Source organism: Aquamicrobium defluvii (genome assembly GCF_004363725.1).
GTDB lineage: Bacteria > Pseudomonadota > Alphaproteobacteria > Rhizobiales > Rhizobiaceae > Mesorhizobium > Mesorhizobium defluvii.
In genome coordinates this window covers 18,969-31,485 of sequence record NZ_SNZF01000035.1, presented here as the reverse complement: position 1 = coordinate 31,485, position 12,517 = coordinate 18,969, and the positions used below count along the sequence as shown (strand labels likewise).

General features: G+C 62.5%; 14 protein-coding genes. 9 read left to right on the top strand and 5 right to left on the bottom strand.

All coding sequences use genetic code 11. From position 1 onward, the window contains the following. The 5 genes from DES43_RS19360 to DES43_RS22500 form a co-directional block, all read left to right on the top strand. Positions 1 to 97: DUF736 family protein (locus DES43_RS19360; protein ID WP_133676067.1), on the top strand; the 97-nt coding region annotated here is incomplete at its 5' end. Between the two features lie 118 nt (positions 98 to 215). Then, positions 216 to 485, top strand: a complete 270-nt coding sequence (locus DES43_RS19355) for a type II toxin-antitoxin system prevent-host-death family antitoxin (RefSeq protein WP_133676051.1) — start codon at positions 216 to 218, stop codon at positions 483 to 485. Beyond that, positions 482 to 895, top strand: coding sequence for a hypothetical protein (locus tag DES43_RS19350; protein WP_133676049.1), 414 nt, complete (start codon positions 482 to 484; stop codon positions 893 to 895). Before DES43_RS19355 ends, DES43_RS19350 begins: the two co-directional genes overlap by 4 nt. Before the next feature lie 687 nt (positions 896 to 1,582). Continuing rightward, positions 1,583 to 1,897: a DUF736 domain-containing protein gene (locus DES43_RS19340; RefSeq protein WP_133676047.1), complete on the top strand. Its 315-nt coding sequence runs from the start codon at positions 1,583 to 1,585 to the stop codon at positions 1,895 to 1,897. Between the two features lie 354 nt (positions 1,898 to 2,251). Further along, positions 2,252 to 2,416 carry a hypothetical protein gene (locus DES43_RS22500; protein WP_166647789.1) on the top strand — a complete coding sequence of 55 codons (165 nt, stop codon included), beginning with the start codon at positions 2,252 to 2,254 and terminating at the stop codon, positions 2,414 to 2,416. Between the two features lie 119 nt (positions 2,417 to 2,535). On the opposite strand, the gene DES43_RS19335 is transcribed toward DES43_RS22500, so the two are convergent. Further along, complete coding sequence (locus DES43_RS19335; protein ID WP_133676045.1) at positions 2,536 to 2,808, bottom strand: WGR domain-containing protein; 273 nt, start codon at positions 2,806 to 2,808, stop codon at positions 2,536 to 2,538. A gap of 84 nt (positions 2,809 to 2,892) precedes the next feature. After that, a complete protein-coding gene (locus DES43_RS19330; RefSeq protein WP_425359073.1) occupies positions 2,893 to 3,357 on the bottom strand; it encodes a thermonuclease family protein in 465 nt (154 codons plus the stop codon). Between the two features lie 636 nt (positions 3,358 to 3,993). Here DES43_RS19330 and DES43_RS19325 point away from each other — a divergent pair. Continuing rightward, positions 3,994 to 4,443: a DUF3846 domain-containing protein gene (locus DES43_RS19325; RefSeq protein WP_133676043.1), complete on the top strand. Its 450-nt coding sequence runs from the start codon at positions 3,994 to 3,996 to the stop codon at positions 4,441 to 4,443. A gap of 154 nt (positions 4,444 to 4,597) precedes the next feature. Here the strand turns inward: DES43_RS19325 and traG are convergent, their stop codons facing one another. The 3 genes from traG to traC are packed head-to-tail and all read right to left on the bottom strand — an operon-like array spanning position 4,598 to position 6,993. Further along, complete coding sequence (gene traG, locus DES43_RS19320) at positions 4,598 to 6,523, bottom strand: Ti-type conjugative transfer system protein TraG (protein WP_133676041.1); 1,926 nt, start codon at positions 6,521 to 6,523, stop codon at positions 4,598 to 4,600. Then, positions 6,510 to 6,725 carry a conjugal transfer protein TraD gene (gene traD, locus DES43_RS19315; protein WP_133676038.1) on the bottom strand — a complete coding sequence of 72 codons (216 nt, stop codon included), beginning with the start codon at positions 6,723 to 6,725 and terminating at the stop codon, positions 6,510 to 6,512. Before traD ends, traG begins: the two co-directional genes overlap by 14 nt. A 4-nt stretch (positions 6,726 to 6,729) precedes the next feature. Then, positions 6,730 to 6,993: a conjugal transfer protein TraC gene (traC, locus tag DES43_RS19310; RefSeq protein ID WP_133676036.1), complete on the bottom strand. Its 264-nt coding sequence runs from the start codon at positions 6,991 to 6,993 to the stop codon at positions 6,730 to 6,732. A 255-nt stretch (positions 6,994 to 7,248) separates the two neighbouring features. Here traC and traA point away from each other — a divergent pair, with 255 nt between their 5' ends. From traA to DES43_RS19295, 3 genes are read left to right on the top strand one after another with little or no spacing between them, the layout of a single operon-like run. Beyond that, on the top strand, positions 7,249 to 10,827 hold the full coding sequence (gene traA / locus DES43_RS19305) for a Ti-type conjugative transfer relaxase TraA (RefSeq protein ID WP_133676034.1): 3,579 nt from the start codon (positions 7,249 to 7,251) through the stop codon (positions 10,825 to 10,827). A gap of 41 nt (positions 10,828 to 10,868) precedes the next feature. Further along, positions 10,869 to 11,357, top strand: coding sequence for a conjugative transfer signal peptidase TraF (gene traF, locus DES43_RS19300; RefSeq protein ID WP_245514606.1), 489 nt, complete (start codon positions 10,869 to 10,871; stop codon positions 11,355 to 11,357). Continuing rightward, complete coding sequence (locus DES43_RS19295; protein WP_342636621.1) at positions 11,320 to 12,513, top strand: conjugal transfer protein TraB; 1,194 nt, start codon at positions 11,320 to 11,322, stop codon at positions 12,511 to 12,513. Before traF ends, DES43_RS19295 begins: the two co-directional genes overlap by 38 nt. Positions 12,514 to 12,517: the final 4 nt, after the last annotated feature.

The following is a 12,517-nucleotide window of genomic DNA, read 5'->3' as shown; positions in this document are numbered from 1 at the left end:
CGATCCGAGCTTCCCGGCTCCCATCTACGCCACCCTGATCGAGGTGGAGGGCGAGGAAGACCTCCAGCTGATCTGGTCCCGGCCGAACCGGGACTGAGGTTCCCGGCCCAATCGGCCCCGCCATCAGGCGGGGCCATTTCCCCGAAAGGCACAGTCATTGCAGCAAAAGCAACAATGCTGTATATAACGACGATCACAGCAAGCTGGAGTTGCCGATGTCCGGATCAAACAGCACATTCACCACCAGCGACTTTTCCCGAAAGTCGGGCGACATCATCGCCGAGGCGCTGCGCCGCCCGGTGACGATCACACAGCGCAACAAGCCGCGCCTGGTGATCCTTAATATAGAGGATTACGAACGCATGCGCCGCCAGGCCGATACCAGAATGGTGGGCACGCTCGAAACCATGCCCGACGCGCTTCTGGATGAAATGTCGGAAGCCATCGAGGCCTACGCCGACGACAATGAAGGCGGCCGGTCTTGAGTTTCGAGGAAATCCAGACCGCCAGCGTTGTCCGCTACCCCTATCTGTGGGTTCGCGAAGCCAGTCACGGCGAAACCGAAGGTCGCAAGAACAGGCCCGTTGCAGTCGGGATCAGGCTAAGCCGGCCAGATGGCGACCTCCTCCTCCTGTTTCCGATCACGACGAAACAGCCGGAACCGGCCCGCTTCGCGGCCGAGATCCCGGCAACCGAAAAGCGGCGGGCCGGCCTCGATGCGGACCTTCGTCTCTGGTTGATCCTCGACGAGTACAACACCGATATCATCGGACAGTCATATTATCTGGAGCCCGAACCGCCGATGGGGCGCTTCAGTAAGGCGTTTTTCCTGCCGCTCGTGCGCGAGTTCATCGCACGACGCCAATCATTGCGCGGAATTAGCCGCAACCGGTGAGATGGGTTTCCGTTTCTCCTCTGGCGGTTCCAGGCGCGCAATGCCGCTGGTGAAGCGCTCGTGACCCGGCAGCACGAAGAAGCTACGCGCCAGCCGGTCCTTGATGTCGGCTTTTCCAGTCCACGTGCTCGGGGACTCGGCTGACATAGGCTCTTCCGTCGAGATTTATCTGGTTGCGAGCTCGCCGCGCACAGCAGTTCGTATCTGCCTGCCTCGCAGGTCGGACAGCTTCCTGGCTCCACCACATCTGATCGTTCCAACCTCCGGTAGCCAGCAGATGGCCTATCCGGGCGCGGGCCTATCGGCGGAGGTCCGGCGAGCCATATGGTAGCGCCGACAACGGCCAGGTCGATTGCGGTGAGAATCGCGATGTTTCCAATGCCGGGTCCCGACGGATGACTCATTCCCATCCTTTCGCCCTGGAACCTGGCCGGCTCTTTCTGCGGCTCGATTTGGCATGTCTGACCTGAAACCGGCTTCGCCTCGATCGTTCTCCCGCAACGGCCTCCTGCGACTTTCTTCCCCTGCCGGCTGCGCCGCCATTCCTCGCGGTCCAAGAAAGCCGCTTCCGGCCGCCCTCCATTCCATTGCGGCCTCTTCGAGGTGCGGTCCGATCGTCTCCGGTCTTTCGACTGCCATCGAGGCCGCGAAGGGCGCGGCCCGGATGAAACGAAAAGGAACATCATCATGGCTACCATCGGCACCTTCGCCAGCACCGCCAACGGCTTCACCGGCACGATCAAGACCCTCAACCTCAACGTCAAGGCGCGCATCGCGCGGGTCGAGAACCCCTCCGACAAGGGCCCGCACTTCCGGATCTTCGCTTCGGGCAACGTGGAGCTTGGGGCAGCGTGGCAGAAGACTGCCAGGGAAAGCGAGCGCGACTACCTCTCGGTCAAGCTGGATGATCCGAGCTTCCCGGCTCCCATCTACGCCACCCTGATCGAGGTGGAGGGCGAGGAAGACCTCCAGCTGATCTGGTCCCGGCCGAACCGGGACTGAGGTTCCCGACACAATCGGCCCCGCCACCAAGCGGGGCCATTTGTGCGCTTGGGGCGGAGATCGCGCGCGGATGCCATAGGTCAAACGCCAACCTCGAGCTCGAGGCGAGGTGGTTTCTGGCGTCAAGTCGAACCGTGGCGGAACAGCCTGCTCAGTACGTCCGAGGATGCCATGACGGCTCGAAGGCCTCAAGGACGAGTGGTTCCCCCAAATTTCAGCCCCGGCCTCCGGCCCGGGTCAGAAATTCGGCTCCCCCACTCGCCGGCCCCGCCGGTCGCGTGCCGCGATCCCTGATCCCTCCGCTCCGTCATGACCGTGGTCGCCGTCTTTCACAAACAATGACGGAGATGACAAATGTCGATTGATCAGCACATCGAGGAATTGCGCGCCGAGCTGCGGAATGCCGTTTATCGGGACGAGCGCCGCTGGATCGAGGATGCGCTTACGACGGCGCTTGCCGAGCGCGAGGCGATCTGGACCGAGCTGGAAAGTGCCGTCGACAGCGCGCCGCCCTTCTAGGGCGGCCTTGCGCCCAAGGGCGCCAACGGCCTGTCGTGCAAGCCCGACGAACCGATGGCACGGATCGGCCGCGTTCTTGTTTCTGCCGCTGCTGCGCGGAATGGACGCTCAGCCCATGGCTATGATCCAAGTCGGCTGTTCCGGGCACCGGCCGCGCTATAGCCCCGCCGCCGCTTGGCGCGTTCGAGACACAGTAAGGCGGCCGCGGCGTCGTCCTCACTGTCGAAGGTCTCCATCATCGACTGGCCGTTGGTTCCGATGCGCCCCCAGTTGCGGATGACCGACGCGCCGCCGAACAGGGTCGGCTGGATCGCGAGCGTATAAAACCGACGCATGTTCTGCGTCGGGTCGATGCGTCGGAGATGAACCGGGCCCGCGTCTTCTTTTTCCATAGAAGGAGTCTCGCCTCCGGCGGAATCGGCGTCAAACAACTTTCCTGAATCGAACCGGCTCGACCGATTCATTGCGGTGATGGGTCAACCGCACCAACTCCGCCGCGCGCCATCCCACCGACGCGCCAAACCCTCACTCACCAGCATCTCACCAATCGAGCGCCCGTCGCGCATCACGGTGCGCAGCTTGCGACCATATTGATCTTCGGCGCGCATTCCCGCCACAAGCGAGAACGGCCCGGCGTTCAGAAGCTCGCGCAGCCGGCGCTTGGCAGCCTCACCTTTGATGCGTTCTTCCTCGCAGCGCGGCGGGTTGATCTCCGGTGTGTCGATATCGGCGATCCGGATCCTTTCTCCTGAGAGCCAGAATGTGTCGCCATCGACGATGCATGTGACACGGCGGCCCTCGCCACAGAAGGAAAACGTCGCGCGCAGCATGTCGCTCTGGGCGATGGCGGCGCCAGGTGTGGGCTGGGCACCTTCCTGATGAAGGTGCGCGGCATATATCCCTGCAGCAATGAGGACGATAATCGCCCAGGCCCATTTCAAATTGAAGCCGCGCCCGTTCGTGCCGCTGCTCCGATAGTTCCTGGCAGGTCTGGTTGATCTCTTCCAGTCGGAATACGGGCTTGGTTTCTTCCCGCCGCCCTTGATGCGGAAGTTTCTGCTCAAACGGTTCGATGCCTCTTTCTGACTGCGGCGAAATTGTAGAGGACGGTGGGTTACGATCTGCTTCCAGGCTTCGTGAAGATTCCTGCTTCCGGAAGAAGGGTGTTTGGGCGAAACCCCTCCGGGGTACGGCTCTATTCGCTGCGCTCACCGAACCCGCTGACGCGGTTTCAGCCCATGCGGGTGACGATCCTCTCGCAGCGCAGCGGGGCGTGGCGCCGGTGACACGGTACAGCGGCGGTCGATGTTGCCCGAGGGGGTTGAGCCGGCTGGTCGCCGGAAACGGACACGGCCCCTGGCGCGGCCGTGGTTGCACTCACTCTGCCGGCCAACAATACGGGCCGCGCCCATCGCCTCAAGGACGAGCGGTCCCCCCGATTTTGCTGTCGGCCGCTGAAGCGTCCGGCAACAAAACCGGCTCCCCTACTCGCCGCTTCGCGGCCGCAGGAGCGGTCCTTGACCCGATGCCCGACTTGCCCGGGTCGGTCTCCGTCATCGCAATGAAAGGAGACCAGAATGACAAATTTCATCACTGCCTATCTCGTGGAAGTCGAGCGTCGGACAATCCGGATCGTCACGATCGATCCTGGCAACATTCTTGCCGAAATCCGTCGCCATATCGGTTGCGAACTTATCGACATGGTTCGCATCGACCGAAACCATTGCATCGTCGTTGATGACAATGGCCTCACCGACGAGCTGCCCGGTTTCACCGAGCTGAAAGGTTACGGTAGCCCGCTCGCGGGAAACCTGCTGATCATCGGCACCGATGCGTCTGGAGAGACGGTATCGCCAAGCTATCCGATCGAAGAGTTCGCGGCGATGCTGATGATCCGGTATCCGGTTCTGTCGCCGGAGTTCGAGATGCTCAACGGCCCGACCGTCTTTGGAAGTCGCGTAAGCGGCCTTTCCGTCAAGCTGATCGGGGTGGTCCCAACCGTCCTCACTGAAGAGCGTACACACTGATGCACGAACGCGGCAGGCTGCTTCGGCCGTCTGTCGCATTTCTTTCTTTCGGATGCGGAACCGCGGTTCGGGGCATCCGAATCCTTCGCTGGTCAGCATATGGCGCAACCCGGCTGTGCCAGGACGTCAAGGGATGGTGCTAGCGCGCCGCGCCTCATGTCTGTCCCTCCTTCCGGTGGAATCTGTTATCGCCGACGACCGATTTCATGTCGGTGCGCCGGAACCAGATTGCGCGTCCGCACCGCAGCGGTGCATTCCCGGCCGTGAAGATGATCTGCTCGTCACCGCGCATGCGAAGGACCTCCTCGGGGAGGACCAGTGGGCGCGATGCCAGTTGCTTTGATCGCGTCCGGGACGATCCCGACATCTGCGATGACCGGCTGAGCTGATCGACCTCGACGGTCGTGTTGCCACAGCGGCGGGAGATGTAGTCGGCCGTTTCCGGATCGTTGATCGCCGCGAACGATACCCAGGACGCGCTTTCAAACCATTTGCTGGTCGCGTCGCGCCCGCCATAGGTTTCGCGCATCTGGCCGATCGACTGGAACAGCAGCACCAGGCTGATGCCATATTTGCGCCCGGCATCGCGGGCGGTTTCCAGAATCCGCAGATAGCCGAGCCGTGCCACCTCATCGAGAAGGAACAGCGCCCGCCCGTTCATTTCTCCATTCCGGTTGTAGATCGCGTTCAGCAGGGCGCCGATGATTGTGCGCGCCAAGCCTGGATGCGTCTCCAGCGTCTTGAGATCGAGATTGACGAAGATGTCGGTCTTGCCCCCGGCGATGGCATCGGTAGAAAAGCTCGATCCCGACACGAGCGCGGCATAGTTCGGATAGCTCAGCCAATGGGTTTCCTTCACCGCATTGGCATAGACGCCGGAGAATGTTTCGGGCGTCATGGCGATGAAGGGGGCGACGTTCTCCTTGACGAACTCGGATTCGGAGTTGTCGTAAATCTTTTGCAGCCGCTCGCGCAATTTCGGCTCTGGCTCCGAAAGGTTCGCTCGCATCTGCCGCAGATGCTGGTTTTCTTTTTCCGTATGCCCGGACAGACAGACATCGGCGATCAGCGCGGTGATGAGCTGCAGTGCCGAAGCCCGGAAGAAGTCGTCGCGGATCGACGTCGACCGCCCGGTGTCGGTCACCACCCAACTGGCGACCGCAACCACATCCTCTTCGCGGGTAGCGCCGAACCGGCCGATCCAGTCCAGCACATTGAACCCGGTCGTCGGATCCTTCGGATCGAGGACGAAGACGTCCCGGCCGGCCTTGCGCCGATGCGCGATCACCATTGGGGCAACCTCGTTGGACGGGTCGAGCGCAACGAGGCCACCACCCCATTTGAGTGCGGTCGGCACCGTCACCGATGTCGTCTTGAACCCGCCCGACCCCGCAAAGACGAGGCCATGTGTCGAACCGAAGGACGCATCAAAGCACAGGAGGGGCGACCGGCCGCCTGCGCTCCATGTCTCAGGATCGTCGGCGCGGAATCCGCGATCAGCAACGACATCCTTATCGACGCGGTAGGCTTCCCCGAGGACGATACCTCCGGCATCGGGGAAAAGACGCTTTGCTTCGTTGACGCTCATCCATTCCGCTTCTCCATGGATCGCGCGCTTCCCGCGAATGCGGCGCGGCGCGGCGGTGGAGAAGGCCGCATTTCCACGAAGGGCGACCCGCAGCGCGAACACGCCGGCGACCATGGCCAGCATCGCGCCGATGGCCGTTGCCGGGTCGACGTAGTTTGTGATCGCTGTCCCTTGCGGTACATCGCCGGCGAAGGAGGCCAGCCTGACGACTTCTCGGACCGCGGCGATAGAAACGACGATGGTCGTCGCGAGCAGCACGCCCGCCCCCGCCAAGCGGATGGCGGCCGCTCCCTTCGCGGCGAAGAGGAATACGATGCCGCTCCCTGCCGCCGCGACGTAGGGCAAAGCGATGCCCACCCGGCCCAGGGCGAGCCGGGAGTCTGGTGTCGTGCCGAAGCCCGCAGTCCACTGCTCGATGCCGGTGAGCAGGATGACTACCATCACCATGATCACGCCGGGCGCGACCAGCAGAGCGATCCTAGTCGGGGTCATGGGTAAAGGCCCTTTCCCCGATGGCGAGCAGCCGGGCGCGCTCGTTGCCATCGGCCTTGATCCGGCTCGCGCCGTCGATCAAGAGGCCGAGCAGCAGAGCGCGCTTCTCGTATCGCAACCCCGCCTTGGCGATGAGACCGCCGAGCTGGATTTTCTCCCGCGTGTCCTTCTTCCGATCTTCGGACTGGCTCGCCTGTCGCATGCGCTCAAGCCTCCCCACCCGACCCCGCAGCCGCGCCAGGCGCGACCGGCGCGGAGGTGGGCTTGCCCGCGCGAGGCCCCCCTTTGCGAAACCTGGCGGCGACCTCCTCGAGCACGGTGATGAGCTCGTTGTCCTCGATCTCGATATCACCCAGCCCAGCCCTCAACGCCAGCCGGCCGATGCGCTCGGCCTCGCGCGTCTCGGCGGTTTTGAGCTGATCCTGAAGGCGCGCGATTTCTTCCCTGATCTTCGATGACGGCTTTCTCATTCCGGTGGCTCCTTTTTTGCCCGATTGCCGTTTGGCAAGGGCAAGAGTCGGCCGGGATCGCGCATTGCGCGACCCGGCATAAATGCCGGGTCGGCGAAGCCGACACTTCTTGAGATGATCCCGGCGATCCGAAGGATTGCCTCCAAGGGCGCAATTATACGTCGCTGACGCGACGCGTTTGCTTGTCCGTCCTCTGGCCGGCCCTTGAGCTGCCTTCGGTGCGTTGGATCAACCGGAAGAAGGGGTGGCGCTGCCGTGGCTATCGCGCATTTCTCAGCCAGCATCGTCAGCCGCGGGAACGGCAGCAGCGCGGTGCTGTCGGCGGCCTATCGTCATTGTGCGCGGATGGATTTCGAGCGCGAGGCCCGAACGGTCGATTATTCCCGAAAGCTCGGATTGCTGCACGAGGAGTTCGTGATCCCGGCCGACGCGCCGGACTGGCTGCGATCCATGATCGCCGATCGCTCGGTCGCCGGGGCGGCCGAGGCGTTCTGGAACAAGGTCGAGGCTTTCGAAAAACGCGTCGACGCCCAGCTTGCGAGAGACTTCACCATCGCACTGCCGCTCGAGCTGACAGCCGAGCAGAACATCGCCCTGATGCGCGATTTCGTGGACAGCCAGGTGCTGGCGCGAGGCATGGTGGCCGACTGGGTCTATCACGACAATCCGGGCAATCCCCATGTCCATCTGATGATGACGTTGCGCCCGCTTACCGAAGACGGGTTCGGCGCCAAGAAGATCACGGTCATGGGCCCAGACGGCCAGCCGATCAGGACAAAATCCGGCAAGATTCAGTATGCGCTATGGGCCGGTGGCGTCGAGGATTTCAACGCTGTTCGCGACGCCTGGTTCGAGCGGCTCAATCATCATCTGGCGCTTAATGGGATCGACCTGCGCGTTGATGGCCGGTCCTATGAAAAGCAGGGTATCGATCTTGTACCGACCATTCATCTCGGTGTTGGCGCCAAGGCGATGGATCGCAAGGCGCAAGCCGAGGGCGCCGCGATAGAACTGGAGCGGATCGAACTCTTCGAAGCGCGACGCGCCGAGAACGCCAGGCGCATCCAGCTCAATCCGGAACTGGTGCTGGATCTTATCAGCCGCGAGAAAAGCGTCTTCAATGAGCGAGATATCGCGAAAGTGCTGCATCGCTATGTTGATGATGCTGGCCTCTTCCAGAACCTGCTGTCGCGGATCTTGCAGAGCGCGGACATCCTGCGGCTGGAGCGCGAACAGGTCTCGCTGGCGACCGGCAGACGCGAGCCTGCAAAGCTGACAACGCGGGAACTGATCCGGATCGAGGCTGGCATGGCGTCGCGGGCGATCTGGCTTTCCCGCCGCTCCTCGCACGGCGTGCATAATGCTGTTCTGGAAAACACCTTCGCGCGCCATGAGCACCTGTCGGCCGAGCAGCGTGCGGCGATCGAGCATGTTGCCGGGGCCAGCAGGATTGCGGCCATCGTCGGGCGTGCCGGTGCCGGCAAGACCACCATGATGAAAGCTGCACGCGAGGCATGGGAATCTGCCGGCTATCGTGTGGTCGGCGGCGCGTTGGCGGGCAAGGCCGCTGAAGGACTGGAAAAGGAAGCGGGCATTGCGTCCCGGACGCTGTCATCATGGGAGTTGCGCTGGCGACAAGACCGGGACCAGCTTGATGAGAAAACCATCTTCGTTCTCGATGAAGCCGGTATGGTGTCGTCACGGCAGATGGCGCTCTTCGTCGAAGCTGTCACAAAGGCCGGCGCCAAGCTCGTCCTCGTCGGCGATCCCGATCAGCTTCAGCCGATCGAGGCGGGTGCGGCCTTTCGGGCAATTACTGAGCGCATCGGCTATGCCGAACTCGGGCTCATCTACCGCCAGCGCGAGATCTGGATGCGCCAGGCATCGACCGATCTTGCCGGTGGCCGGATCGGTGCGGCACTTGCTGCCTATGATGATGCCGGCATGGTCGCGACGGAATGGGGCCGGGAAGAGGCCATCGCATCGCTGATCAGCGACTGGAACCGCGATTACGATCCGACGAGGACAGCTCTCATCCTTGCACATCGCCGTGTCGATGTGCGCATGCTCAACGAACGCGCCCGCGAGAAACTCGTAGAGCGCGAGATCATCGGTGAAGGCTTTGCCTTCAGGACCGAGGATGGAAGCCGCAACTTTGCCGCTGGTGACCAGATTGTGTTCCTCAAGAACGAAGCGTCGCTCGGCGTCAAGAACGGCATGCTGGCCAGGGTCGTCAATGCCTCGGCCGGCCGCATTGTGACGGCGATCGGTGAGGGTGACGATCGCCGTGAGGTCGTGGTCGAACAGCGGTTCTATGCCAATGTCGATCATGGCTACGCCACCACGATCCACAAATCTCAGGGCGCCACCGTCGACAGCGTCAAGGTGCTGGCCTCCCGTACGCTCGACCGGCATCTGACCTATGTCGCGCTCACCCGCCACCGTGACGAGGCCCAGCTTTATGTCGGCCTCAACGAGTTCACCAACAGGGGCGGCATTCTCGTCGATCACGGTGAGGCTCCCTACGAGAACAAGCCGGATAACCGTGACAGCTATTTCGTGACGCTTGAGACGTCCGAAGGTCAGCAGAACACGATCTGGGGCGTCGATCTCAAGCGCGCGATGAAGGAGGCCGGTTCAGAAATCGGTGACAGGATCGGCCTCGAGCACAAAGGTTCGCAGCCTGTGACCTTGCCTAATGGCCAGACGGTTGAGCGCCATGCCTGGAAGGTGGTCGACATTCGCGAGCTCGCTCTGTCGCGTCTGGCCGAACGCCTGTCGCGCGACGGATCGAAGGAGACAACGCTCGATTATGAAGGGGCATCGGCCTATCGCGCCGCGCTCCACTTCGCGGAAAATCGCGGCCTCGATCTGATGAATGTCGCGCGCACCCTGGTGCGCGACCGGCTCGAATGGACGGTTCGGCAGAAGCAGAAGATTGCCGATCTGGGCACTCGCCTGATGAGGATCGCCGGTCGGCTGGGCCTCGTCTCCGGTTCTCAGCAGCAAACCCAATCCGCCAATATCAAGGAGGGCCTGCCCATGGTTGCCGGCATCACCGTGTTCCCGAAATCCGTTGAGCACGCGGCCGAGGACAAGCTCGCCGCCGATCCGGTGCTCAAGTCCCAATGGGGAGAAGTTTCGACGCGCTTCCACCTGGTTTACGCCCAGCCCGAAGCCGCATTTAGCGCCATCGATGTCGATGCCATGCTGAAGGATCCGGCAACAGCCCGATCCACGATCGCGATCATCGCCAGTGACCCCGAGAGCTTCGGCCAGCTCAAGGGCAAGACCGGCTTTCTCGCCAGTCGGCAGGACAGGCAGGAGCGGGAAACGGCCGCAATCAATGCGCCGGCGTTGGCCCGGAACCTCGAAAGCTACCTGCGGCAACGGGCAGACGCCGAGCGCAAGCATCAGGCCGAGGAACGCGCTCGCCGGGTGAAAGTCTCGGTCGATATTCCCGCGCTCTCCGACCACGCGCGTCAGGTCCTCGAGCGCGTTCGTGACGCCATCGATCGTAATGACCTGCCGGCGGCGCTCGGCTTTGCCCTGGCTGACAAAATGGCAAAAGCCGAAATCGACACGTTCAACAAGGCCGTGTCGGAGAGGTTTGGCGAGCGGACATTGCTCTCGAACGCGGCGCGGGAGGCAAGTGGCCCGGCGTTCGATAAACAGGCATTCGGTATGTCGCCGGCTGAACGGGACAAGCTCGCATCGGCATGGTCCCTTCTGCGCGCTGGCCAGCAGCTGGCGGCCCATGAGCGCACAAACCAGGCGCTGAAAGAAACCGAAGCCCTTCGGCAATCCCAACGCCAATCGCAGGTGCTCAAGTGAGCCAGCGGCGGCGGGCTATCGCCATCATAGGCTTGGGTGCAATGGTGCTGGCTTTGCTGTTCGCAGCAGGTCAATTGCTCGGATTGCGAATAAATTTAACACCCAGCTATCCGCCCGGCCTCTGGCGCATCGTACCGCTCGAACGGCAGGTGTCTATCGGCGATCTGGTGTTTGTCTGCCCTCCGCCTACACCGGATTTCGAGATGGCGCGCGACCGCGGCTATCTGCGTGCCGGTCTTTGCCCTGGATGGATGAGTCCGCTTCTCAAGACCGTGGTCGCGCTGCCTGGCCAGACCATCGACATCGCCGAGTTGGTCACCATCGACGAGCGCGTCCTGCCGGAATCAGTGCTCCGTCCCGTCGATGCCGAGGGCAGGAAGCTCTCAGCGTTTGCCGGCGGCGTCGTACCGCCGTTCCATGCTTTTCTTCACTCCAGCTTCGCAGGTTCCTATGACTCGAGATATTTCGGGCCGATCCCCTTGTCCGGGCTCCTTGGCCGCGCTCATCCCATTTTCACCTTCGGCCCGTGAAGCTGCAAAGTTCGTCGGCCTCCCGGTCATGGCCGCCGCTGTCGGCGTCGTCGCCTGGAGCGGTGAACCACTTCTTCTTCCCGTCGCCATGCTGTTCCCCGCGTTTTGGGCCTTTGCGCCATCCCGGATCGGCGCTGTCTTGGTGTCGGCGGGATATTTCCTCGCTGCGTCGCGGGGATTGCCGCAGGGCGTGGCCAATTTTTATGGCGCAGGCATCGGCGCGGGGCTTGCGCTCTGGGTTTCAGCATCGGCCGGCTTTGTGCTTGTTCACACCATGCTCTGGACCGAGCGGCCGGGATGGAGACGAGCGCTGCGCTATGGGGTCGTGGCGGTACTGATGAGCGTACCGCCTTTCGGTATCGTCGGATGGGCGCATCCGATCACGGGCGCCGGTATGGTGTTCTCCGGATGGGGATGGCCAGGTCTTGTGGCCGCCATGATCGGTCTTCTGGCGATGACCATGAGGTTCTGGCCGATCGCCACACTCACCATGGCCGGGTTATGCCTGTGGTCCGCTGCAAACTGGATGCCTCCCGACGCTCCTGAAAGTTGGGCCGGTATTGATACCCGGTTTCGCGGTGAGAATGGACAATATGCCGATTATGCGCAGCAGGTCGAAACCATCGGTCTTGTCATGGAAGCGGCCGATAATGGTGCGCGGTTTGTCGTGTTGCCGGAGAGTGCTGCAGGCATCTGGACGCCGACGACAGCTCGCCTCTGGAGCAGGGCACTCGATGGTGGCGGCCTGACAGTCATCGCCGGCGCGATCATCGTCGATGCCGTGGGCTACGACAATGTCATGGTGGAAATTTCCGGCAAAGAATCCCGCATCCTTTACCGCGAGCGGATGCCGGTGCCGGTGTCGATGTGGCAGCCCTGGCTTGCCTTTGTCGGGGAGCCGGCAGGAGCGCGAGCGCATTTCTTTGCCAATCCGGCTGTCGAAATCGATGGCGTCAGGATTGCGCCGCTGATCTGCTACGAGCAACTCATCATCTGGCCGATCTTGCAATCCGCCTCGCATAACCCCGACGTCATTATCGCGACGGGCAATGGCTGGTGGACAGAGAATACGAATATAGTCGCCATCCAGTGGGCAAGTGCGACCGCCTGGGCGCGATTGTTTTCGCTTCCGCTCATCGTCTCATTCAACACCTGAGAGA

Coding starts and splice junctions, on each gene's coding strand:
- traG (WP_133676041.1), bottom strand. CDS start 6,523: ATGACCCCGACTAGGATCGCTCTGCTGGTCGCGCCCGGCGTGATCATG.
- DES43_RS19355 (WP_133676051.1), top strand. CDS start 216: ATGTCCGGATCAAACAGCACATTCACCACCAGCGACTTTTCCCGAAAG.
- DES43_RS19335 (WP_133676045.1), bottom strand. CDS start 2,808: ATGGAAAAAGAAGACGCGGGCCCGGTTCATCTCCGACGCATCGACCCG.
- traC (WP_133676036.1), bottom strand. CDS start 6,993: ATGAGAAAGCCGTCATCGAAGATCAGGGAAGAAATCGCGCGCCTTCAG.
- DES43_RS22500 (WP_166647789.1), top strand. CDS start 2,252: ATGTCGATTGATCAGCACATCGAGGAATTGCGCGCCGAGCTGCGGAAT.
- traD (WP_133676038.1), bottom strand. CDS start 6,725: ATGCGACAGGCGAGCCAGTCCGAAGATCGGAAGAAGGACACGCGGGAG.
- DES43_RS19325 (WP_133676043.1), top strand. CDS start 3,994: ATGACAAATTTCATCACTGCCTATCTCGTGGAAGTCGAGCGTCGGACA.
- DES43_RS19340 (WP_133676047.1), top strand. CDS start 1,583: ATGGCTACCATCGGCACCTTCGCCAGCACCGCCAACGGCTTCACCGGC.
- traF (WP_245514606.1), top strand. CDS start 10,869: ATGGTGCTGGCTTTGCTGTTCGCAGCAGGTCAATTGCTCGGATTGCGA.